Source organism: Cupriavidus sp. SZY C1, from assembly GCF_032190535.1.
Taxonomy (GTDB): Bacteria; Pseudomonadota; Gammaproteobacteria; order Burkholderiales; family Burkholderiaceae; genus Cupriavidus; species Cupriavidus pauculus_C.
The window spans coordinates 1-21,560 of the sequence record NZ_JAUANU010000025.1 but is presented as its reverse complement, the minus strand read 5'-3'; the positions used below and the strand labels follow the sequence as shown (position 1 = coordinate 21,560).

Here is a 21,560-nt window from a genome sequence, read left to right as displayed (position 1 = left end):
CATCATGTCCGCCACTGCCAATTCCGTCCTGGTCTGCCCATGGGATGACGCCCGCGAGCGCGCCCGCGCCATCCGCTACAGCGTGTTCGTGGAGGAGCAGGGGGTGCCGGTGGAACTGGAATGGGACGACATGGACGCGCCAAGCTGGCACGCGCTGGCCTTCGACGCCGACGGCACGCCCGTGGCGACCGGCCGGCTGCTGCCCGACGGCCACATCGGCCGGATGGCGGTGCTGAAATCGGCACGCGGCACCGGTATGGGTGCCCGGGTGCTGGACGCCCTGATGGCCAAGGCGGCCGAACTCGGCTACGCCGAGCTGATCCTGAACGCCCAGACCCACGCCGCGCCGTTCTATGCGCGCGTGGGCTTTGCGCAGGTGGGCGGGGAATTCGAGGAAGCCGGCATCCCGCACGTGGAGATGCGCAAGCGTATCGGCTAGGCCCGGCGCCAGGCGGCGCGGGCCCGCCCGACGGTCATTCCGGCTGGATCGCCGCCTCCTTGACCACCTTGCCCCACTTGGCCAGGTCCGACTTGATCAGCGCCGCATACTCCTGCGGCGTGCCGCCCTGTACCTCGATGCCGGCCGCTTCCAGCTTGGCCCGCACCTCGGGCAGCTTCAGCGCGGCGTTGATCTCGGCATTGAGCTTCGCCACGATTTCCTTCGGCGTGCCGGCCGGCGCCAGGAAGCCGCCATTCGTGTTGGCGTCGTAGCCCTTGAGGCCCTGTTCCTCGGCCGTCGGCACGTTCGGCAGCGCCTTGGACCGCTTGCGCGTGGACACCGCCAGCGCCCGCACGTTACCCGACTTCACCTGTTCCTGGATGGCGCTGATCGTGTCGATGTAGAGCACCGTGCGGCCCGCGATCAGGTCCGGATGCGCGGCCGACGAGCCCTTGTACGGCACCAGCAGCACCGGCGCGCCGCTGACCATGCGGAACATCTCGGCGGCCATTTCCTGCGCGCTGCCACGGCCCGACGTGGCCACCTTGGCCTCGGCCGGATTGGCCTTCATCCACGTCACCAGTTCCGGCACGGTCTTGACCGGCAGCTTGGGGTACGCGGCAAACACCAGCGGAATCTCGTGCGTGTAGACAATCGGCTCGAAGCTCTTTTCCGGGTCCCAGCCCAGGTTCTTGAACAGAAACTTGTTGATGTTGTGGCTGCCGCCGACGATGCCGATCGTGTAGCCGTCCGGCTTGGCGTTGGCCAGCATCGCCGTGCCCAGGTTGTTGGACGCGCCGGGGCGGTTTTCCACGACGAACGGCTGGCCCAGCTTGACCGACAGCTTCTCGCCAACCACGCGCGCGATCAGGTCGATGCCGCCGCCAGCGGGCGCGGGCACGATGATCGTGACCGGACGGGCGGGGTAGTTGGGCTGGGCCAGGGCCGTGCCGGGCGCCACCATCATGGCGGCGCAGCCGGCCATCGTGGCAATCAGGGTCGTGAACGGGCGAGTGGCGATACGCATGGTTTGTCTCCGTATGGATGCGGTTGAGCTGATGTCAACTCTGGTGGCGCCCCCCGGCTGCCAAGCCGGGGCGCGCGGGGATCGGGAAGTCAGCCGCGGCCGACGAACGGCATGGCCGTGGCCATGACGGTCATGTTCAGCACGTTGGCGTCCAGCGGCAGCGACGCCATGTGCCGCACGGCGTCGGCCACGTGCCGGGCGTCCATCATCGGCTCGGGCGCCGTGGTGCCGTTGGCCTGCAGCACGCCGCGCGTCATGCGCTCGGACAGCTCGGTCAGCGCGTTGCCGATGTCGACCTGCCCGGCGGCGATGCCGTAGGCGCGGCCATCGAGCGCCAGCGCCTTGGTCAGGCCGCTGACCGCGTGCTTGCTGGCCGTGTACGGCGCCGTGAACGGCCGCGGGGTGTGGGCCGACACCGAGCCGTTGTTGATGATCCGGCCGCCCTGCGGCGTCTGGCGGCGCATCAGGCCGAACGCGGCCCGCGCGCACAGGAAGACGCCGGTCACATTGGTGTCGATCACGTTGAACCACTTTTCCAGCGGCAGTTCGTCGACCGGCACGGCCGGGGCGTTGACGCCGGCGTTGTTGAACAGCAGGTCGAGCCGGCCGAACGCGCGCTCGATGGTGTCGAACAGCGCCTGCACGCTGGCCGGGTTGGTCACGTCGGTCGGCACGGCCAGCGCGGTCTGGCCGCGCGTGGCGGCGTCGGCCACCAGCGTCTGCAGCGGGTCGGCGCGCCGGCCGGCCAGCACGACGGTCCAGCCGTCGTCGAGCAGCGCCAGCGCGGTCAGCCGGCCCACGCCGCTGCCAGCGCCGGTCACCAGGGCAATGCGTCGGGATGCGTTCATGGTGTCTCCTGTTGTGTTGTGTCGCGGGGGCGGGGCCGTCTAGCCGACGGTCAGCGCGATATCGCCGATGCCGGCCACGCCGGCGCGCACCACGTCGCCGCGCTGCAACGGCGCGACGCCGGCCGGCGTGCCGGTAAAGATCAGGTCGCCCGGCAGCAGCGCCACCGAGCGCGACAGCATCGCCACCAGCTCGGGCACCGGCCATAGCAAATCGGCCAGATCGGCGCGCTGGCGCGTCTCGCCATTGACCGACAGATGGATGGCGCCGCTGGCCGGGTCTGCGCAGCGCGCCGCCGGCAGGATCGGGCTGCACGGCGCCGAATGGTCGAACGCCTTGGCCGGCTCCCACGGGCCGCCGGACTGCTTGGCAACCCGCTGCAGGTCGCGCCGCGTCATGTCGAGCCCGACCGCATAGCCCCAGACATGCGCCAGCGCCTGGCCCGGGTCGATGTCCCGGCCGCCGCGCCCGATGGCGACCACCAGTTCCACCTCATGGCAGAACTCGTCGGTGCCGGGCGGGTAGGGCAGCGCGTCACGCGCGGGTTCGACGGCCGTGGCCGGCTTCATGAACCACGCGGGCATCTCGCGCGGCGCCGGCTCGTCGGGCGACCAGCGGTAGTTGCGGCCGATGCAGAACACGCGGGCGACGGGAAACTGCGCGGTGCTGCCGACCACGGGCAGCGCGCGCGGCGCCAGCGGCGGGACGACGTATTCGGTCATGGCCACCATGGCGCGCTCAGGTGGTCAGGCTCATGGTCGGACGCTTGCCGGCCAGCGCCTCGGCCACGCTGTCCAGCACCATGCGGGCCATGGCGCCGCGCGTCTCCCACGTGGCGCTGGCGCGGTGGGCCTGCAGCGTGGTGCGGTCGGACTGGCGCAGCGCCGCCGGCACGCGCGGCTCGTCGACAAACACGTCCAGCCCGGCGCCCGCGATGCGGCCCGCCTCGATGGCCTGCGCCAGATCGGCCTCGTTGACCAGCCGGCCGCGCGCCACGTTGACCAGATAGCCGCGCGGGCCCAGCGCGTCGAGCACGGCGGCGTCGATGATGCCCTCGGCCTTGTCGGCGGCGGCGCACAGCACCAGCGCGTCGCTGTCGCGCGCCAGGTCGAGCAGGCCGGGCACGAAGGTGTGCGGCACGTCATCCATCGCACGCAGGTCCGTATAGCGGATGGGGCAGCCAAACGCGGCGGCGCGCGTGGCGACGGCCCGGCCGACACGGCCCATGCCGACGATGCCGACGCGCATGCCGCTGAAGCGGCGCGCCAGCGGAATCGCCGACGGCGACGGATGCAGTTCCCACTGGCCGTCCCGCACGAAGCGGTCGCCAGCGCAGATGTTGCGGCAGGCCGCGATCAGCAGGCCGATGGCCAGGTCGGCCACGTCCTCGGTCAGCGCGCCCAGCGTCGCCGTGACCGGCAGCCCGCGTTCGCGGCACCACGCCAGGTCCACGGCATCGGTGCCCACACCATTGACGGCCACCACCTTGAGCGCCGGCAACTGCTCCAGCATCGCCCGCGAAATGCCGGTGTGGCCGCCGGTGATGACGGCCTGGATCGACGCGCCGTGCTCGCGCAGCCAGGCGGCCGGATCGGCGATCTCGAAGAACTTGTGCACCTGGTACAGCGCGGCCAGCTCTTCATTGGCGGCCGGGATCAGGATCGGATTCAGTTGCAGGATCTGGGGCTTCATCGCGGGGGCTTGTCTCTCGTTGCAGGTTGACAGCATCGTAGGCAATAGTTGATTGTTGACGCAATCTTGATATATAAAATCAACATAAATCAGCCAAGCGAGTGACTTGTGGGAACCTGGATTTCGATGGACGAGGCGTGTTCGCGCCTGGGTGTGCGGCCGCAGACCGTCTATGCATACGTGAGCCGCGGCAAGATCGAGGTCATGTCCGACCCCACCGATACGCGCCGCAGCCTGTACCGCGCCGAGGACGTGGCGACGCTGTCGCGCCGCAAGCAGGCCGGGCGCAAGCACGAGACGCTGGCCACCAACACGCTGTTCGGCGCCGAGCCGAGCATCCCCACCGCCATCTCGACATTCGTGCGCGAGCGGCTCTACTACCGGGGCCACGACGCCGTGGCGCTGGCCGAATCGGCCACGCTGGAGCAGGCCGCGCACCTGCTCTGGGACGCCGCCCAGCCCGTGGATTTTTCGTCATCGACGCCGATCGGCAAGCCGGGCCGCGTGGCCGCGTTCCAGGCGCTGGCCGAGCGCGCCGCGACCGGCCATTCCACGCACGGACGCATGACGCGCGTGCTGCATGGCGAGGGTCAGGAGCTGGTGGGATTGCTGGCCAATGCGTTCGGCGCGCAGCCGGGCGCGCAGCCGCTGCACCTGCGGCTGGCGCAGGGCTGGGGACAGCCGCCAGCGGTGGCCGAATTGCTACGGATTGCGATGGTGCTGCTGCTCGACCACGAATTGACCAGTTCGGCGTTCGCGGCGCGCATCGCGGCATCCACCGGGGCGTCGCTGCCGGCCTGCCTGCTGTCGGGGCTGACGACGCTGTCGGGGCCGCTGCATGGCGATGCGTCGGGCCGGGTCAAGGCGCTGTTCGCGGAGCTGGATCGCCAGGGCGAGGACGAGGTGCTGGCGCACCATCTGTCGACGGGCCAGCCGCTGCCGGGCTTTGGCCACCATCTCTATCCCGAGGGCGACCCCCGCGCGGCGGCGTTGCTGAAACGGTTCGATCCGCCGCCCGTGATCGCGCGCTTTATCGAGAAGGCCACCCGGCTGACCGGGCTGCAGCCGAACTTTGATGTGGCGCTGGCGGCGTTGGTCACGCACTACCGGCTGCCGGACGACGCCGCGTTCGGCACGTTCGCCATCGCGCGCAGCGTCGGGCTGCTGGCGCATAGCCTGGAACAGTTGAGCGTGGGGCAGGTGATTCGCCCGCGCGGCCGCTACGTCGGCGCGGCCCCGGCGCGGGTCTAGCGCGGAGGACTAGCGCGGAGCCGGCACGGTGCCGGTGTCGCGGGTGACGTTGAGGCGGCCCTGGTAGCTGACCTCGCCGGTCTGGCCGTCGGCGTCGAAGCTGCGCTCGACGAAATCGAACCGGCCGTCATGGCGCACGCGCAGCACCGTGCTGGCGCGCGTGCCGTAGCTGGGCGAGCGGATGAACGCCGACGACAGCAGCTTTTCCCACTCGGGGGCCACCCCGGTGCTGGGCAGTTCCCAGTCGGGCGCCTGCTTCTCATCGGCCAGCATCTGCAGGTACGGGTCGGGGCTCGATCCGAACTGGCCACGGTCGGCGGCCAGCACCTCGCACAGCGCGCCCACGCGGCTGCGCACCTTGGGCCACGGCGTATCGAGCAGCGCGTTCGACAGGCCGTACAGGCCCGGCTTGAGCCGCTGCGGCTGGCCAGACTTCGACCGGTTGCTGTACCACCAGAGATCGTGCAGGTCGCTCGCCAGCAGGTTGAAGCCGTTGTAGGCGCCGTGCGCGCGGGCCAGGTCCTGCAGGTAGTCGGCCGGGCCCTGGCCGCCGCGCAGGAAATGCGACACCAGCTCGCCGCGCGAGCGGGCGTCGGTGCGTTTTTCGGACGGGGCGCGGACGTTGGTCAGCGCGGCAAAGCGCGCGCGGGAGTCGTCGGGCCATTCGGGCGACGCGGCATTGGCGATGCCCATCCACGTGCCGGCATCGCCAATCACTTCCGCCAGGTCGCGGCCGCCCAGCACCTCGGGGGCGTCGTGCCACCAGTGCGCGGGCGCCGCCGGGCGGGCATAGAATTCGTCGCGGTTGCCGGCCACCACCAGGGCATAGTCCGGGTGGGATTGCCAGGCCACCAGTATCAGACACATGGGGCTTCCTTTGCTACGGCGCCGCGGCCCGCGGGGGCTACAGCGCGTCGAGGTCGATGAACCGCTCGCTCATGCGATCGCCGCTGATCCATTGCGCCAGACCGCTCTGGCGCCAGAGACCGTCGAGCGTTGCATCGAACGCGGGCGGGACATCGGCATAACACTCCATCCACGTCTGCAGGCCGGCCCGGGTCTCGGGCCTGCGCATCAGCGTACCACCAATCCCGGTTGCCTCGGCGACCGTTTCCATCCAGCGGTGCCAGTGCGGCAGGGCGTCGGCCGCGTGCGCGTCGGGCACCTTGAAGTAGACGTAGAGATGATCGCTCATGGTGGAGTTCCCGGGGGCGTTCAGCCGGCCGCCTCGGCCTCGTTGGGCAGCGGCACTTCGTACGGCAGCGCACGCGTGGCCAGCGCCGGGCCATCGGCGGCGCCCAGGTGCAGCGCGCCCGTGGCGGCGTCGATCTTCAGCTCGGCCAGGCCGTCCCAGCCGCCCTGCGGCGCGGGCGCGGCGTTGACCACCATGCCGCACGGCTGGCCCGGGTCTTCCGGACGGAAGATCTCGGCGGCCGGCGCCGGTACGTCGCCTTCGCCATGCACGCGCCACATGCGGCGCTTGAGCGTGCCGCGGTACTGGCTGCGCGCCACCACTTCCTGGCCCGGATAGCAGCCCTTGCGGAAATTCACGCCGCCGATCAGCTCGAAGTTGATCATCTGCGGCACGAACTGCTCCTGCGTGGCGGCGGCGATACGCGGGATGCCCGCGCCGATGTCGAGCCAGTCCCAGAACGCCGGCGCGGCGGCGGCCAGCGTGCCGCCCAGCGCCTGCTGCAGGGACGCGGCGCGCTCGGCGGCGGCCACCACTTGCCAGCGTGGCTGGTACTCGGCGTCGGGCAGGCGGATGACGGTGGCGCCATCGGCCTGCGCCACGGCCAGCGGGCCGTGCGGCGCCGGCAGCCCGGCCTGGGCCAGCGCGGCCTCGGCACCGGCGCCGGCCACGCCCAGCACGCGATGCGTGGCGGACAGGTCCGACAGCCTGGCCTTGGCGCGCAGCACGAACATCGACAGCCGCTTCTGGATGGCCGGCTGGATGTCGGCCGACAACTGCAGCACGATGCCGTCGGGGTCGCGCCAGGCCAGGAAGCTGGCCAGCAGCCGGCCCTTGGGCGAGCAATAGCCGGCCAGCCGCGCGGCATCGGCCGGCAGGTCTTCCACGGCGTTGGTGAGCTGGGTGTGCAGGAAACTGGCGGCGTCGTCGCCGGCCACGCGGATCAGGCCCAGCCCGGCGGGGGCGGTCACGATGCCGGCGGCGGGCAGGGCGGCGAGGCTGTCGGCAAGCGACGGGAAATCATTGGCGGACATGCGGAACGGTCCTGGAAATCGAAGGGATGCGGTGAATTGGGGGCGCCACGCGCGAAACACAACGTGTGCGGGCCGGACGGTAACGCTCGGTGACACATCGGCCACAAGGCTCCCGGTATTATATGGGCCTGTCGCCATTCCGGCCGGCCGCGCCCTTGATCCCGACCCGCCGGCGGGGGCAAGGCGGCGGGCCCTATCCTCACTTTCATGAAACGTCTGTTCTCGCGCCTGGTCGGGGCGCTGGTGGTCTTTGCCGTCGCCGCTGCCGGCGGCTTTGCCTGGTGGGCCCATCAGCCGCTCACGCTGTCCGCGTCGCCCGTCGAGGTCATCGTCAAGCCGAACTCCGGCGTGGCCAGCGTCGGCCGGCAGATCCAGCGCGGCGGGGTGCCGATGGACCCGCGCCTGTTCCAGTTGCTGGCCCGCGTGACCGGGCATGGCGCCGACCTGAAGGCGGGCGGCTACCAGTTCGAAACCGGCGCGACGCCGCTGGACGTGATCGAGAAACTGGCCCGGGGCGAGGTGTCGCACTACGTGGTCACCGTGATCGAGGGCTGGGAATTCCGCAAGATGCGCGCGGCCGTGGATGCCAGCCCGGCGCTCCGGCACGACACCAGGGGCATGACCGACGCCGAGCTGATGCAGGCCATCGGTGCGGCGGAAACTTCACCCGAAGGGCTGTTCTTTCCCGATACCTACCTGTTCGCGCGCGGCAGCAGCGACATCGACCTCTACAAGCACGCCTACCGGGCCATGCAGAAGCGCCTGAACGACGCCTGGAACGCCCGCGCGCCGGACCTGCCGTACAAGACGCCGTACGAGGCGCTGATCATGGCGTCGATTGTCGAGAAGGAAACCGGGCAGGCCGGCGAGCGGCCGATGATCGCCGCCGTGTTCGTCAACCGGCTGCGCAAGAACATGATGCTGCAGACCGATCCGACCGTGATCTATGGCGTGGGGCCGACCTTCGACGGCAACCTGCGCAAGCGCGATCTGCAGGCCGACACCCCGTACAATACGTACACCCGGACGGGCCTGCCGCCGACGCCGATCGCGCTGCCGGGCCTGGCCTCGCTGGCCGCGGCCACCACGCCGGCGCCCACCGACGCGCTGTACTTCGTGGCCCGTGGCGACGGCAGCAGCCACTTTTCCAGCTCTCTCCCTGAACACAACCGCGCGGTCGACAAGTACCAGCGCGGAAAACCCTGATTCCATGCGCGGCAGATTCATCACTTTCGAAGGCATCGACGGCGCCGGCAAGAGTACCCATGTCGAATGGGTGGCCGGCCGCCTGCGCGAACGCGCCACCGTCGTCACCACGCGCGAACCCGGCGGCACGCCGCTGGGCGAGGACCTGCGCCGCCTGCTGCTCCATCGCCAGATGGACCTGGAGACCGAGGCGCTGCTGATGTTCGCGGCGCGCCGCGAGCATATCGCCGAAGTGATCGAACCGGCGCTGGCGCGGGGCGACTGGGTGATTTCCGACCGCTTCACCGACGCCACGTTTGCCTACCAGGGCGGTGGGCGCGGCCTGCCGCGTGCGCGGCTGGAGGTGCTGGAGCAGTGGGTGCAGGGCGGCTTGCAGCCGGACCTGACGCTGCTGTTCGACGTGCCGCTGGAAACGGCCGCCGCCCGGCTGGCGGACGCGCGGGAGCCGGACAAGTTCGAAGCCGAGTCGCGCGCGTTTTTCGAGCGCACCCGCGCCGAGTATCTGCGCCGGGCCGCCGAGTCGCCGCAGCGCTTTCGCGTGATCGACGCCACGCGCTCGATCGACGAGATTCGCGTGACGCTTGAAGAAATCCTCGCAAGCCTCTGATATTCCGACGATATATGCGCGTGGTGATGTGTCCGCGGACGCCTCCGACAATACATGAGCACCACGCGCTAACCGATTGATCTGCATGCTCTATCCCTGGCAACAAGACGACTGGCAACGGCTGGCGGCGCTGCGCGAGCGGCTGCCCCATGCGTTGCTGCTGCATGGCCAGCAAGGCATCGGCAAGCGCGACCTCGCCCTGCACTTTGCGCAGGGGCTGTTGTGCGAGACGCCGCTGGCGGACGGCCAGCCGTGCGACCGGTGCAGCGCCTGCCACTGGTTCAGCCAGGGCAACCATCCCGATTTCACCGTGGTGCGGCCGGAGGCGCTGGAAGCCGGCGACGCGGCCGAGGGCGATGCCGAGACGGGCGGCAGCAAGAAGAAGGCGCCCAGCAAGATCATCCGCATGGAGCAGGTGCGCGGGCTGATCGAGGCGGTGGGCGTTGGCACGCACCGGGCCGGGCTGCGCGTGGTGGTGGTCTATCCGCTCGATGCGCTGCAGACCGAGGGCGCCAACGCGCTGCTCAAGACGCTGGAGGAGCCGCCGCCGTCGACGGTCTTCCTGCTCGTGACCGACCGCATCGACCGCGTGCTGCCGACTATCCTGTCGCGCTGCCGCCAGTTCTCGGTGACGCGCCCGACCCTGGCGGCGGCGCTGGACTGGCTGCGCAGCCAGGGCGTGGCCGACGTCGAGGCCCAACTGGCCGTGGCCGGCGGGGCGCCGCTGACCGCGCTGCACGCCGCCGAGGCCGAGGAGCAGCCGCTGCAACGCTGGCTGGTGAGCCAGCTTGGCGCCGGCGCGGCGTTCGATGCGCTGGCGGCGGCCGACCAGCTCCAGAAGCTGCCGGTGCCGGCGGTGCTGGGCGTGTTGCAGCGCTGGACGTACGACCTGCTGGCGCTGTGCGTCGGCACGGGGGCGGTGCGCTACTTCCCGAAGGAGCAGGCGGCGCTGGCCCGTTGCGCCGGCGCCACCGACGCGCACCGGCTGCAGGCGTTCGCGGCGCGGCTGGTCAATCACCGGCGCAGCGAGAGCCATCCGCTGGCGGCGCGGCTGGTCATGGAATCGGTCTTTCTGGACTATCGCCAGTTGTTCCGCTGACCGGTACAAAAGCATAGGCATCGATGGGCACACGTGGTAAAAGTCGAGCCACGTGTTTCCTAAATCCAATAGCCGGCACAAGCCGGCAGCAGTCAGGGGTCGAACATGAATGCACCAGTCACGACGCCGCCGCGCGCAGCGGGGGCGATGCCCGGCAATCCGGCCACGGGGCCCGCAAGCGGCGCGCCGCAGCGGCCCAACGTGTTGTCGCTGTCGATCAAGGACCAGGCGGGGCTGTACGCCGCGTACATGCCATTTCTGGCGCGCGGCGGCATCTTCGTGCCGTCGAACCGGCCGTTCCGGCTGGGCGAGCAGGTCTTCCTGGTGCTGTCGCTGCTGGACCGGCCCCAGAAGTACCAGGTGCAGGGCACCGTGGCATGGATCACCCCGGCCGGCACGCCGATGAAGACGCCCGGCGTGGGCGTGCATCTGCCGGACGACGAAAACGGCCGCGTGCTGCGGCGCGCGGTCGAGGAACTGCTGGGCAAGGCCATCGAATCGGGGCGCCCCACGCAGACCCTCTAACCTGATGTGAAAGGCGAAGTTTGCTTCGCAAGTTATTGTATTTATGAGTCAATCTGGTTTCACGCTGCGTCTGGCGACGCGCGACGACCTGCCCGGCATCGTCGACATCTACAACAGCACCGTGGCGTCGCGCATGGTCACGGCCGATACCGAGCCGGTCAGCGTGGCGTCGCGCGAGGCGTGGTTCGATGCGCACCAGCCCGCGCGCCGTCCGCTCTGGGTCTGCGAGGCCGCCGATGGCCGCATGGCCGGCTGGGTCAGCTATTCGGACTTCTACGGCCGGCCCGCCTACGGCGCCACGGCCGAGGTCTCGATCTATCTCCACGAGGATTTCCGCGGCAAGGGCCTGGGCCGGCTGCTGCTCGACGAGGCCATCTCGCATGCGCCCAAGGTGGGCGTGAACACGCTGCTGGGCTTCATCTTTGGCCATAACGCGCCGAGCCTGGCGCTGTTCGAGCGCCACGGCTTCTCACGCTGGGGCGACCTGCCGCGCGTGGCCGTGCTCGACGGAGTCGAGCGCGACCTGGTGATCCTGGGCCGCCGGCTCGACTGATACGGGCAGCACCATGTTTGTCGACTCCCATTGCCATATCGATTTTCCCGAGCTGGCGCAGCGCCTGCCCCAGTTGCTGGAAAACATGAAGACCAACCAGGTCACGCACGCGCTGTGCATCTCGGTGACGCTGGAGGATTTCCCGCGCGTGCTCGCGCTGGCCGAGCAGCATCCCAACCTCTACGCGTCGGTGGGCGTGCATCCCGACTACGAGGAAGACGCCGAGGAGCCGACGCTGGAGCGGCTGGTGACCTTGTCCGCCCACCCGCGCGTGGTGGGCACCGGCGAGACCGGGCTGGACTACTACCGGCTCAACGGCCGCAGCATCGCCGACATGGAATGGCAGCGCGAGCGGTTTCGCACCCATATCCGCGCCGCGCGCCAGACCGGCAAGCCGCTGATCATCCATACCCGCTCGTCGGCCGACGACACGATCCGGCTGATGCGCGAGGAAAACGCCCGCGAGGCCGGCGGCGTGATGCACTGCTTCACCGAGACCTGGGACATTGCGAAGCAGGCGCTGGACGAGGGCTTCCATATCTCGTTCTCGGGCATCGTCACGTTCAAGAGCGCCGCCGACCTGCAGGAAACGGCGAAGAAGGTGCCGCTGGACCGGATGCTGATCGAGACCGATTCGCCGTACCTGGCCCCCGTGCCATACCGCGGCAAGACCAACGAACCGGCCTGGGTGCGCCATGTGGGCGAGTTCATCGCCCAGCTGCGCGGCGAGCCGGTGGAAAAGGTGGCGGAACAGACCACGGAAAACTTCTTCCGCCTTTTCAAGCACATAGACAGGAATGCTCATGCTTGATCTGAAGATTCGACGCCTGGCGTCGGCCATGGCGCTGGTGGGTTTGACGGCGATGTCGGGCTGCGCGCTGGTGCAGGCCGCCCCGGCCGACGACATGCGCAAGGCCGTGGAATTCGACGACGGCAACACGGTGCAGAAGCTGCTGGCCAAGGGCGTGGACCCGAACCTCGTGGACAACCGCGGCAATCCGATGCTGGTGGTGGCGCTGCGCGAGAAATCGAAGAAAGCGGCCACGGCGCTGATCAAGGCCAAGAACATCGACTTCGACAAGACCAACCCGGCTGGCGAGAACGCGCTGATGATGGCGGCGCTCAACGGCGAGCTGGACATGATCAAGCTGATGGTCGACGGCGAGGAAGCCGAGGTCAACAAGAAGGGCTGGGCGCCGCTGCACTACGCCGCGACCAACGGCCACAACGACGTGGTCAAGTACCTCGTGGACCATGCGGCCTATATCGACGCCGAAAGCCCGAATGGCACCACGCCGCTGATGATGGCGGCGCGCGGCGGCCATATCGACACGGTCAAGCTGCTGCTGGACGAGGGCGCGGACCTGCGCCTGAAGAACCAGCAGGGCATGACGGTGATCGACTTTGCCGAGCAGTACAACCAGAAGGAAATTGCCGACGGCCTGAAGTCGCGCTGGCAGAAGCTCTACGGCAATGTGCCGCCGGCGGCACCCAAGCCGAAGCCCTACGTGCCGCCCAACGGCCAGCCGCAACCCAAGGCGTATTGATCCAGCCGCCTGTGGCCGATCGTGCCGACCGCGCCGGCCGCGCCGGCCATGCCCTGACGCCGTGGCGCGTCAGGGAAATTCCCGCTCGGAGATCGCCACCGAGCGCGAGGTGCCGCCCGGCACCGCGTACAGCTTGAAAACGTTGCGATTGGCGCTGGTGCCGCGGGCCTCGCGGATCTCGCTCAGGTCGAAGCGTTCGGAGCGGAAGATCTCGCCCGAATCCAGGCTCTGGTAGCGCAGGTCGTAGGCGCCCGGCGAGATGTTTTCCATCGTGAACGACGACCCGCCCCGCACGAAGCTCGTGCGCACGGGCAGCGGCGCGTTGCCGTCGACGGCCACCAGCTTCAGCAGGACGTCGGACGCGCTGCCCGAGTTGTCGACCGTCAGCGTCGACAGTCCATTTCCATTGAGTACCGGATAGCCCGGCAGATAGCCCGAGTGGTCGGGCCACGGCATGCCGCGCGGCGTCATCGACGGCCGCGTGTAGCGGCGATCGGACGCGCCAGGCGCCGTGCCCGGCGTGAGCGCCTTGGCCAGCGTCTGCACCGTGCTGGCCGGCTGCGCCGCCCGGGTGCCGTCGCTGGCCGACGCCTGTCCGCTGCCGGACCAGTCGCCCAGCAGGATCAGGATGATCGCGCCGATGGCCGCGTACAGCGCGAACGACCCGTACTTCGGCAGCGGCGTGGCCGGGCCATCGGCGGGACGGTTGCGGGCCGGACGCTCGGCGCGCGGACGCGACGCCTTGCGCGCGCGGAACGGCGCGTCCTGCTGGCTGTCCTCCGGCCCTGGCCGGGACTGGCCGGCGTTGCCGCCGCCCGCCTGCGCGGGCCGCGCGGCCTGCCGGGCCGCCTGCTGGCGCTGGGCCGCCTGCCGCTGGGCGGCGGCGGTGCGCTGGGCCTGCGCGCGGCGCTGCTCGGCCTCGCGCTTTTCCTCGGCGGCGATCCACTGGTCGTGCTCGGCGCGCTTGTCGGGGTCGCGCAGCACGTCGTAGGCGGCGTTCAGCAGCCGCATGATGCGGTTGGCTTCCTCGCCGTCGGCGTGACGGTCGGGATGGTATTTCTGGCTCAAGGACTTGTAGGCGGCCCGGATGACTTCGGGCGGCGCGTCGCGGGAAACCTTGAGGTTGTCGTAGTGGGTATGCATCAAGCGGGAAAGACGCAATGGCGGTGGTCGACAACAGATAACGGCAAGTGGCCGCCATTTTCAAGGCTTTTCTGCGCAGGACGGGGCGGCGCCGACAGTGTCGCGCCACGGGCGGGTGCGTGTCTGCGGGGTGCCCAACAAAGTGCCGGGACGTGGCAGGGGCCGCGAATTCTAGTCGGCGGCGGCCGCGGCCGCAGTAGCACCTAAGGATGATTGGCCCGGCCTGGCTGAATCGGTATCTTCGATGCAACTTTTCAGGAGGTCGCCCGGCGCGGCCGGCGCCTGACCTGTTCCGCCCCCGATGTCCGCCCGCGCCCGCGCGCCTGCCATGAACACCGTTGCCATCCTGTTGTCAGCGTTCCTGCTCTCCGTCTTCGCCCTCGGGGCGTTTATCTGGAGCATGCAGAAAGGCTTCTTCGATACCTCGCCGGCCGCCGCGCGGGTCATCTTCGGCGATGCCGAAACCGGCCATCCCGAAGACCCCGGCGCTGCCCGCGGCGGGCTGCCCCACCCCTCGCGCGAGGCGGCCGACCGGTCGTCGGCGCCGGTGGTCTTCCTGTTCCTGTGCTGCGCGATGGTGTGGCTGGTGGTGGCGTCGGCGGCCGGGCTCACGGCATCGGTCAAGCTCCATGCGCCCGACCTGTGGGCATCGGTGCCGTGGCTGACGTTCGGCCGCATCCGCACGATCCACCTCAATGCCGTGGCCTACGGCTGGGCGCCGATGGCCGGGCTGGGTATCGCCATGTTCCTGCTGCCGCGCCTGCTGCGCACCGAACTGGTGGGCGCGCGCTGGGCCGTGCTGGGCGCGGCGCTGTGGAACGCCGGGCTGATCGCGGGCGTGGGCAGCATCGCGGCGGGCATCTCGGACGGGCTCGAATGGCTGGAGATCCCGTGGCAGGTAGACATCCTGTTCGTGGCCGGCGGCGCGTTCGTCGGCTTTCCGCTGGTGCTGACGCTGCTGAACCGCAAGGTGGATCACCTCTACGTGTCGGTCTGGTACATGGGCTGCGCGCTGTTCTGGTTCCCGGTGCTGTTCCTGGTGGCCAACTTCCCCGGGCTCCATTTCGGCGTGGAGCAGGCCACGATGAACTGGTGGTTCGGCCATAACGTGCTGGGGCTGTTCTACACGCCGCTGGCGCTGGCGTCGATCTACTACTTCCTGCCCAAGGTCATCGGCCAGCCGGTGAAGTCGTACGGCCTGTCGCTGCTGGGGTTCTGGGCGCTGGCGTTCTTCTACGGCCAGGTGGGCGGGCATCACCTGGTGGGCGGGCCGGTGCCGGGCTGGCTGATCACGCTGTCGGTGGTGCAGAGCATGATGATGCTGATCCCGGTCATCGCGTTCTCGATCAACCAGCACCAGACGCTGCGCGGCAACTTCCGCCGGCTGGTGGATTCGCCGACGCTGCGCTTTGTCACCTTCGGCGGGATGATGTACACGCTGAGCTCGATCCAGGGCTCGTTCGAGGCGCTGCGCGGGGTCAACCGCGTGGCCCATTTCACGCACTACACCGTGGCGCACGCCCACCTGGGGCTCTATGCGTTCGTCAGCTTCGCGTTCTTTGGCGCCATCTATTTCATCGTGCCGCGCATCACGGGCCGGGAATGGCCGTACCGCTGGCTGATCTACAGCCACTTCTGGCTGGCCGTGGGCGGCATCGGCGTCTATTTCGTCAGCCTGACCATCGGCGGCTGGCTGCAGGGGCTGGCGATGCTGGACGCCGCGCGGCCGTTCATGGATTCGGTGCTGCTGACCGTGCCGTACCTGAAGGCGCGCTCGCTGGGCGGCCTGATGATGCTGACCAGCCACCTCTGCTTTGCCGCCAATTTCGTCTGCGTGATCGTGGGCCTGGGGCCCAACCGCGACCGTCCGGCGCTGTTCCACCCGCGCCGCGGCCCGGCGCAGGGAGTCTGAGCCATGAACAACGAAAACGTATTGCTGGCCGGCGGCATGACGATGCTGGCGCTGGCGACCAGCGCCCTGGTGGTGCTGCCTTACCTGCAACTGCATGACGTGAAGCCCACCGAGGGCGTCAAGCCCTATACGGCCGCGCAGCTGCGCGGGCGCGAGGTCTACATCGCCAACGGCTGCATCTACTGCCATTCCCAGCAGCCGCGCGACAGCAGCTTTGCCCCGGACGCCAGGCGCGGCTGGGGCCGGGCTGCCGTGGCCGGCGACTACTACTATGACAAGCCGCACCTGCTTGGCACCATGCGCACCGGGCCGGACCTGCTCAACATCGGCGTGCGCCAGCCCAGCGCGGACTGGCACCTGGGTCATCTTTACCAGCCGCGCGCGTACGTCAGCGGCAGCATCATGCCGAGCTACCCGTACCTGTTCGACATCAAGGACGCGCCCGAGGCCGGCGAGAAGGCCGTGCCGCTGCCGCCCGGCTATGCGCCCATCGGCAAGGTGGTGGTGCCGACGGCCGCCGCGCTGGACCTGGTGGCGTACCTGCAATCGCTGAACCGAACCGGGGCCGCACTGCCGGCGGCGGCCAGGGCGGGAGACTGACATGACAGATTCGCGCGATGACCGCCACGCCATGGCCGCCCGCGCCCGCGAGCACGCCGACCCGCACGAGAACCGCGCGCCGATTCCGCGCTACGTGCTGGCGATGGTGGCCGTGCTGGTGGGGTGGGGCGCGTGGTATATCGCCACGGCGCCGATCGACCAGCCGCCGGCACTCGGCGACCGCCGCACCGAGGCCGACCTGCGCGGCCAGCCGAAGTCCGCCGCCGTGGATGGCGCCGCCGTGTTCCAGAGCCGCTGCGTGGCCTGCCATCAGGCCAGCGGGCAGGGTTTGCCGGGCGTGTTTCCGCCGCTGGCCGGATCGGAATGGGTGACGGGGCCGGACGCCACGGCGGCGCGGATCGTGCTGCGCGGGGTGACCGGCAAGCTGACCGTCAAGGGCACGGCCTACCAGGGCGCCATGCCGGCGTTTGCCGACCAGCTTGGCGATGCCGAGATCGCCGCCGTGCTGACGCACGTGCGCAGCCAGTGGGGCAATGCCGCGCCGCCCGTGACGGCCGCGACCGTGGCCGCCGCCCGCGCCGACACCGCCGCCATGCAGGCGCCATACGATGGTGACGCCGCCCTCGGCAAGCCGGGCGGCTAGGCGCCGGCCGCTGCCGCCGTGGGCGGTGCTGGCCGGCGTGCTGGCGCTGGCGGGCGCGGCAATCCACGGGCTGACCGACGGATTGTCGGCGTGGACGCTCGACCAGCGGCGCGAGGCCCGTATCGCGCGCCAGACGCTGCGCTTGCCGCCGATTGACGTCCACACGCACGACGGCCAGCGCGTGCGGCTGTTCGCCGGGGCCGGTGCCGCCGGTGCTGCCCGTGCGGCTGCGATGGCCGCCGGTCCGCCGCCGGCCGTCTATCTTGTCGATTTCATCTACACACGCTGCGCCACGGTCTGCCGGGCGCTGGGCGCCGAGTTCGACCATCTGCAGCGCCAGCGCGACGCCGACGGCATGGCCGGCCGCATCGCGCTGGTGTCGCTGTCGTTCGATCCGCGCGACACGGTGCCGGACCTGCGCGGCTATGCCAGCACCCACCACGCCCGCGCGCCGGGCTGGCGGGTGGCGGCGGCCGTGGCCCCGGCCGACATGGCGCGGCTGCTGGCCGATGCCGACGTGATCGCCATCCCGGACGGCCTGGGCGGCTTTGCGCACAACGGCGGCCTGCATGTGGTCGATGCGGACGGCATGGTGCTGGCGACCTATCCGCTCGAAGCCTTCCAGGCGGCCTATGCATCGGCGCTGGCCCACACCCGACGGGGGCCGCGATGAGGCGCATCCGCGCGGGCTGGTGGCTGGCGGCGCTGCTGGGGCTGCCCGCGCTGCCGCCGCTGCGCGGCCTATTCGAGTCGTCGATGGCGCTGCTGATGCTCGCGCTGCTGCCGGGCCTGTTCGCGGCGGGCTGCCTGCTGCCGCGCGTGCTGGCGGCCCGCTGGGCGCCCCGGCGCCGGGCCCGCGCGCTGGTGCGGCTGAGGCCCCATGCGCTGGCGCTACTGGTGGCGGCGTCGGCCGGCTATGGCGTCTGGATGCTGCCGATCGCCATCGACCTGTCGCGGATGGCGTGGCTGCTTGGGGTGGCGCGCGACGTGTCGGTCTGCGCGGCCGGGCTGGCCGCCGCGCTGGCCGTGCGGCTGGCGCTGTGGCCGCTGGTGTTGTTTTTTGGCGGCAACCTGGTCTGGATGGGCCTGACTTTTGGCATCCTGTTCGTCGACGCGCCGGCGCGGCTCTGCGCCAGCTACCTGCTGGACGACCAGCGCGTGGCCGGCGCCGGGTTGATCGCCTTGTCGCTGGGGTTGGGGGGCTGGCTGCTGGCCTGGGCCGCGCGGCAGGCGGACGCCGCGCCATCGGCCGGGATGCGAAAAAAACTAAAGAAAGCGGGCAGGCTGCCGATAAAGGCGGCCAACGAGAAGTGTCATCACAAGACGGGGCCTGACCAGAGCCCCGCTTGATCGGCAGCGCGCGGCACGTCCGCGCGGGCCATTTGATAGGGGCGAGCGCATGCTGAGAAGAATCAAGGCGGAACAGCTACAGATTGGCATGTTCGTGGCAAGGCTGGGCGGGCCGTGGATGAACCACCCGTTCTGGCGGTCGCGGTTCCTGGTCACCAGCGACGAGCAGGTGGAGCAGATCCAGTCGGCCAACGTGCAGGACGTCTGGATCGACATCCTCAAGGGCCGCAACCTGCCCACGCCGGCCACGCCGGAGACCATGGAGGCCGACGCCGGCGACGACGCGCCCGAGGCCAGCTTCGAGGACGAGCTGGAACGGGCGCGCGAGCTGATCAAGACCGGCCGCGCGCTGATCGGCAACCTGTTCAACGACGTGCGCATGGGCCGCGCGCTGGAAACCCACGGCGCGCTGCTGCTGGTGGATTCGGCATCGACGTCGCTGTCGCGCCATTCCCAGGCGCTGCTGGCCATGGCCCGGCTCAAGGCCAAGGACGACTATTCCTACCTGCACGCGTTCTCGGTCTGCGCGCTGATGATCGCCGTCGGCCGCAACCTGAAGCTGCCCGACGGCGAGGTGCGCGAACTGGGGCTGGCCGGGCTGGTGCACGACATCGGCAAGCTGACGCTGCCCGACGCGCTGCTGCTCAAGGCGGGCGACCTGTCGCCGGCCGAGGAGGAGCAGATGCGGCGCCACCCGTCGGCCGGCTATCGCATCCTGAACGAGGCCCGGCTCTACACGAACATCCCGCTCGACGTCTGCGTGCACCACCACGAGCGGGTGGACGGCCGGGGCTACCCGTTCGGGCTGCTGGAGCACGAGATCAGCATCCACGCCAAGATCGCGGCCATCTGCGACACGTACGATTCGCTGACGTCGCCGCGGCCGAACCACCAGGCGTGGTCGCCGGCGCGGGCCATGGAGTACATCGCCGTGCGCGTCGACACGCTGTTCGACCGCCGCGTGTTCAAGGCGTTTACGCGCACCATCGGCATCTATCCGCTGGGCACGGTGCTGCGGCTGCGCTCGGGCCGGCTGGCCGTGGTCTGCGGCCAGAACGAGGGCGAACCGCTGCGGCCGCGCGTGATGGTGTTCTACTCGGTGACCGATTCGAAGCCGCTGCCGCCCGAAGTGCTGGACCTGTCGCACGACGACGACACGGTCATCGCCTTCGAGGACGCCAAGCAGTGGGGCTTCAGCGACGACCAGTTGATGGCGATGTACGCGCCCCACGCCAGGTAAGCCTGGCCGGCGGCGGGCCGGGCAGGGCGGTGGTAGTAAACTCGGGGCTTGTCCGGTCCGACCGATTGCATTCTCCCGATGACATTTGACGCCCTGCTGGACCTGTTCCAGCAACGCATTCCCGCCCATCCCTGGGCACAGATCTCGCTGTACGTGCTGGCGCTGGTGGTGATCGCCGCGCTGTCGCAGTGGCTGGTGGCCCGGGTGGTGGGCCGCGTGGTCTACCGCGTGCTGAGCCTGTCCGGCAACCGCGAATGGGCCGCCGCGCTGATGCGCCATCGCACCTATCGCCGGCTGGGCTACGCGGTGTTCCTGGCCGTGATCACGGTGGGCATCAGCCAGGTGCCTGACCTGGGCAAATTCTCGATCCTGATCGAACGGCTGGCGCACGCCGGCACGTGGGTCAGCATGTTCCTGATGCTGTCCGGCGTGCTGGCGGCCTGGCAGACCGTCTTCGCCAACAGCCGGCGTGCCCAGACGCGGTCCATCAAGGGCTACGTCCAGATCGCCCAGTTGGCCCTGTGGCTGGTCTGCGGCGTGCTGGTGCTGTCGATCCTGATCGACCGCTCGCCGCTGTGGATGCTGTCGGGCATCGGCGCGCTGTCGGCGGTGCTGCTGCTGGTGTTCAAGGACACGCTGCTGTCGCTGGTGGCCAGCACGCAGCTTACGTCGAACGACATGCTGCGCATTGGCGATTGGATCGAGATGCCGCAGTCCAACGCCGACGGCTACGTGATGGACATCGCGCTGCACACGGTCAAGGTCAAGAACTGGGACAACACCGTGACCACGGTGCCCACGTACAAGCTGTTCTCGGAAAGCTATCGCAACTACCGCCACATGTTCGAATCCGGCGCGCGCCGGATCAAGCGGATGCTGCGCATCGACGCCTCCACGGTGCGGTTCCTGGACGACGACGAGGTGACGGCGCTGATGCGGTTCCGGCTGCTGCACGACTACCTGGAGGTCAAGCAGCAGGAGGTGGAGCAGACCAACCGCGCGCTGCTGGGCGAGAACACCGACCCGGTGAACCGCCGCCGGCTGACCAACCTGGGCACGTTCCGGGCGTACGGCATCGCCTTCCTGCGCGCGCATCCCGACATCCACCACGACCTGCTGCTGAACCTGCGCATGATGGAGCCCGACTCGCAAGGCATCCCGATCGAGGTCTACTGCTTCAGCAACCGCACGGGCTGGATGGACTACGAGCGCATCCAGGGCGATATCTTCGACCACCTGCTGGCCATCCTGCCGGAACTGGGGCTGCGGCTGTACCAGGCGCCGTCCGGCGCCGATCTGGCCGGCGTGCGGGAGTTTTCACCCCACGGCGCCCACGCTGCTTTGGCCGCCGCGGCGACAGACCCAGGGGCCAGGGAGCCAACGCAATCGCCGATGGACAGGGCGGATCGGGTGGTTTGAGGGGCGGTGGAGGGCGTGGGGCCGCTGGTTTGCTTCCCTCTCCAGCATCGCGGGAGAGGGCCAGCAGTCCGAACTGCGACCAGTCGGCAAGCAGAGCCTCAACGCCCTCACCCCCAACCCCTCTCCCGCAGGCGGGAGAGGGGAGCCAGACAGTGGAATTTCAAGCCTGCTAGAAGCAAATCTACCGCCGGTTTGCTCTGTAGTGGTCAAGTTTTTTCAGACAGGTATTAAGGTTGTCTGGCGTTTGAACTTGTCCTCAAACTCCTGCGGCGAC

24 protein-coding genes are annotated in these 21,560 nt (G+C 69.6%); 16 read left to right on the top strand and 8 right to left on the bottom strand.

All coding sequences use genetic code 11. The annotated features are described in order from the left end of the window. Positions 1–4 precede the first annotated feature (4 nt). Positions 5–439 carry a GNAT family N-acetyltransferase gene (locus QTN24_RS24530; protein WP_124684337.1) on the top strand — a complete coding sequence of 145 codons (435 nt, stop codon included), beginning with the start codon at positions 5–7 and terminating at the stop codon, positions 437–439. 34 nt (positions 440–473) lie between these two features. Here the strand turns inward: QTN24_RS24530 and QTN24_RS24525 are convergent, their stop codons facing one another. The 4 genes from QTN24_RS24525 to QTN24_RS24510 form a co-directional block, all read right to left on the bottom strand. Then, complete coding sequence (locus tag QTN24_RS24525) at positions 474–1,466, bottom strand: Bug family tripartite tricarboxylate transporter substrate binding protein (RefSeq protein WP_124684336.1); 993 nt, start codon at positions 1,464–1,466, stop codon at positions 474–476. A gap of 89 nt (positions 1,467–1,555) precedes the next feature. Then, entirely contained in the window at positions 1,556–2,314 is a 759-nt protein-coding gene (locus tag QTN24_RS24520; protein ID WP_124684335.1) for an SDR family oxidoreductase, read from the bottom strand. Between the two features lie 39 nt (positions 2,315–2,353). Further along, positions 2,354–3,034 (bottom strand): fumarylacetoacetate hydrolase family protein, encoded by a 681-nt coding sequence (locus tag QTN24_RS24515; protein ID WP_124685114.1) that lies wholly within the window; start codon positions 3,032–3,034, stop codon positions 2,354–2,356. A gap of 16 nt (positions 3,035–3,050) precedes the next feature. Continuing rightward, the gene (locus tag QTN24_RS24510) at positions 3,051–4,004 is read right to left on the bottom strand and encodes a 2-hydroxyacid dehydrogenase (RefSeq protein WP_124684334.1); all 954 of its coding nucleotides are present in this window, start codon (positions 4,002–4,004) and stop codon (positions 3,051–3,053) included. A 126-nt stretch (positions 4,005–4,130) separates the two neighbouring features. On the opposite strand from QTN24_RS24510, the gene QTN24_RS24505 reads away from it, so the two are divergent. Beyond that, positions 4,131–5,255 (top strand): citrate synthase, encoded by a 1,125-nt coding sequence (locus QTN24_RS24505; RefSeq protein ID WP_313840199.1) that lies wholly within the window; start codon positions 4,131–4,133, stop codon positions 5,253–5,255. A gap of 9 nt (positions 5,256–5,264) precedes the next feature. On the opposite strand, the gene QTN24_RS24500 is transcribed toward QTN24_RS24505, so the two are convergent. From QTN24_RS24500 to QTN24_RS24490, 3 genes are read right to left on the bottom strand one after another with little or no spacing between them, the layout of a single operon-like run. After that, positions 5,265–6,122: an NRDE family protein gene (locus QTN24_RS24500; RefSeq protein ID WP_313840191.1), complete on the bottom strand. Its 858-nt coding sequence runs from the start codon at positions 6,120–6,122 to the stop codon at positions 5,265–5,267. Between the two features lie 37 nt (positions 6,123–6,159). Continuing rightward, positions 6,160–6,450, bottom strand: coding sequence for a DUF4936 family protein (locus QTN24_RS24495; protein ID WP_313840190.1), 291 nt, complete (start codon positions 6,448–6,450; stop codon positions 6,160–6,162). A 20-nt stretch (positions 6,451–6,470) separates the two neighbouring features. Next, positions 6,471–7,481, bottom strand: coding sequence for a folate-binding protein (locus QTN24_RS24490; RefSeq protein ID WP_313840189.1), 1,011 nt, complete (start codon positions 7,479–7,481; stop codon positions 6,471–6,473). Positions 7,482–7,688: 207 nt separating this feature from the next. Here QTN24_RS24490 and mltG point away from each other — a divergent pair, with 207 nt between their 5' ends. The 7 genes from mltG to QTN24_RS24455 all read left to right on the top strand — a co-directional run bounded on the left by mltG (position 7,689) and on the right by QTN24_RS24455 (position 13,018). Beyond that, complete coding sequence (gene mltG / locus QTN24_RS24485; RefSeq protein WP_313840188.1) at positions 7,689–8,687, top strand: endolytic transglycosylase MltG; 999 nt, start codon at positions 7,689–7,691, stop codon at positions 8,685–8,687. Between the two features lie 4 nt (positions 8,688–8,691). Further along, complete coding sequence (tmk, locus tag QTN24_RS24480) at positions 8,692–9,294, top strand: dTMP kinase (protein ID WP_313840187.1); 603 nt, start codon at positions 8,692–8,694, stop codon at positions 9,292–9,294. Positions 9,295–9,379: 85 nt separating this feature from the next. Beyond that, positions 9,380–10,393 (top strand): DNA polymerase III subunit delta', encoded by a 1,014-nt coding sequence (locus QTN24_RS24475; protein WP_313840186.1) that lies wholly within the window; start codon positions 9,380–9,382, stop codon positions 10,391–10,393. A 105-nt stretch (positions 10,394–10,498) separates the two neighbouring features. Further along, positions 10,499–10,918 carry a PilZ domain-containing protein gene (locus tag QTN24_RS24470; RefSeq protein WP_409559085.1) on the top strand — a complete coding sequence of 140 codons (420 nt, stop codon included), beginning with the start codon at positions 10,499–10,501 and terminating at the stop codon, positions 10,916–10,918. A gap of 43 nt (positions 10,919–10,961) precedes the next feature. After that, complete coding sequence (locus QTN24_RS24465; protein WP_313840185.1) at positions 10,962–11,471, top strand: N-acetyltransferase family protein; 510 nt, start codon at positions 10,962–10,964, stop codon at positions 11,469–11,471. Positions 11,472–11,484: 13 nt separating this feature from the next. Then, positions 11,485–12,282: a TatD family hydrolase gene (locus QTN24_RS24460; protein WP_313840184.1), complete on the top strand. Its 798-nt coding sequence runs from the start codon at positions 11,485–11,487 to the stop codon at positions 12,280–12,282. Continuing rightward, positions 12,275–13,018 (top strand): ankyrin repeat domain-containing protein, encoded by a 744-nt coding sequence (locus QTN24_RS24455; protein WP_124684324.1) that lies wholly within the window; start codon positions 12,275–12,277, stop codon positions 13,016–13,018. Before QTN24_RS24460 ends, QTN24_RS24455 begins: the two co-directional genes overlap by 8 nt. A gap of 69 nt (positions 13,019–13,087) precedes the next feature. Here QTN24_RS24455 and QTN24_RS24450 read toward each other — a convergent pair whose 3' ends face one another. Continuing rightward, positions 13,088–14,161 carry a DnaJ domain-containing protein gene (locus QTN24_RS24450; protein WP_313840197.1) on the bottom strand — a complete coding sequence of 358 codons (1,074 nt, stop codon included), beginning with the start codon at positions 14,159–14,161 and terminating at the stop codon, positions 13,088–13,090. Positions 14,162–14,489: 328 nt separating this feature from the next. Between QTN24_RS24450 and QTN24_RS24445 the strand changes: the two genes are divergently transcribed. The 7 genes from QTN24_RS24445 (at position 14,490) to QTN24_RS24415 (ending at position 21,286) form a co-directional block, all read left to right on the top strand. Further along, positions 14,490–16,073: a cbb3-type cytochrome c oxidase subunit I gene (locus QTN24_RS24445; RefSeq protein WP_313840183.1), complete on the top strand. Its 1,584-nt coding sequence runs from the start codon at positions 14,490–14,492 to the stop codon at positions 16,071–16,073. Positions 16,074–16,076: 3 nt separating this feature from the next. After that, positions 16,077–16,673, top strand: coding sequence for a cbb3-type cytochrome c oxidase subunit II (locus QTN24_RS24440; RefSeq protein WP_313840182.1), 597 nt, complete (start codon positions 16,077–16,079; stop codon positions 16,671–16,673). Between the two features lies 1 nt (position 16,674). Then, complete coding sequence (locus QTN24_RS24435; RefSeq protein ID WP_313840181.1) at positions 16,675–17,277, top strand: cytochrome c; 603 nt, start codon at positions 16,675–16,677, stop codon at positions 17,275–17,277. Continuing rightward, positions 17,243–17,950 carry an SCO family protein gene (locus QTN24_RS24430; RefSeq protein ID WP_313840180.1) on the top strand — a complete coding sequence of 236 codons (708 nt, stop codon included), beginning with the start codon at positions 17,243–17,245 and terminating at the stop codon, positions 17,948–17,950. The genes QTN24_RS24435 and QTN24_RS24430 overlap by 35 nt, the downstream gene beginning before the upstream one ends. Then, positions 17,947–18,627, top strand: a complete 681-nt coding sequence (locus tag QTN24_RS24425; protein WP_313840179.1) for a hypothetical protein — start codon at positions 17,947–17,949, stop codon at positions 18,625–18,627. The genes QTN24_RS24430 and QTN24_RS24425 overlap by 4 nt, the downstream gene beginning before the upstream one ends. A gap of 49 nt (positions 18,628–18,676) precedes the next feature. Beyond that, the gene (locus QTN24_RS24420) at positions 18,677–19,867 is read left to right on the top strand and encodes an HD-GYP domain-containing protein (protein ID WP_313840178.1); all 1,191 of its coding nucleotides are present in this window, start codon (positions 18,677–18,679) and stop codon (positions 19,865–19,867) included. Positions 19,868–19,945: 78 nt separating this feature from the next. Then, positions 19,946–21,286 (top strand): mechanosensitive ion channel family protein, encoded by a 1,341-nt coding sequence (locus QTN24_RS24415; RefSeq protein WP_313840177.1) that lies wholly within the window; start codon positions 19,946–19,948, stop codon positions 21,284–21,286. Positions 21,287–21,560 lie beyond the last annotated feature (274 nt).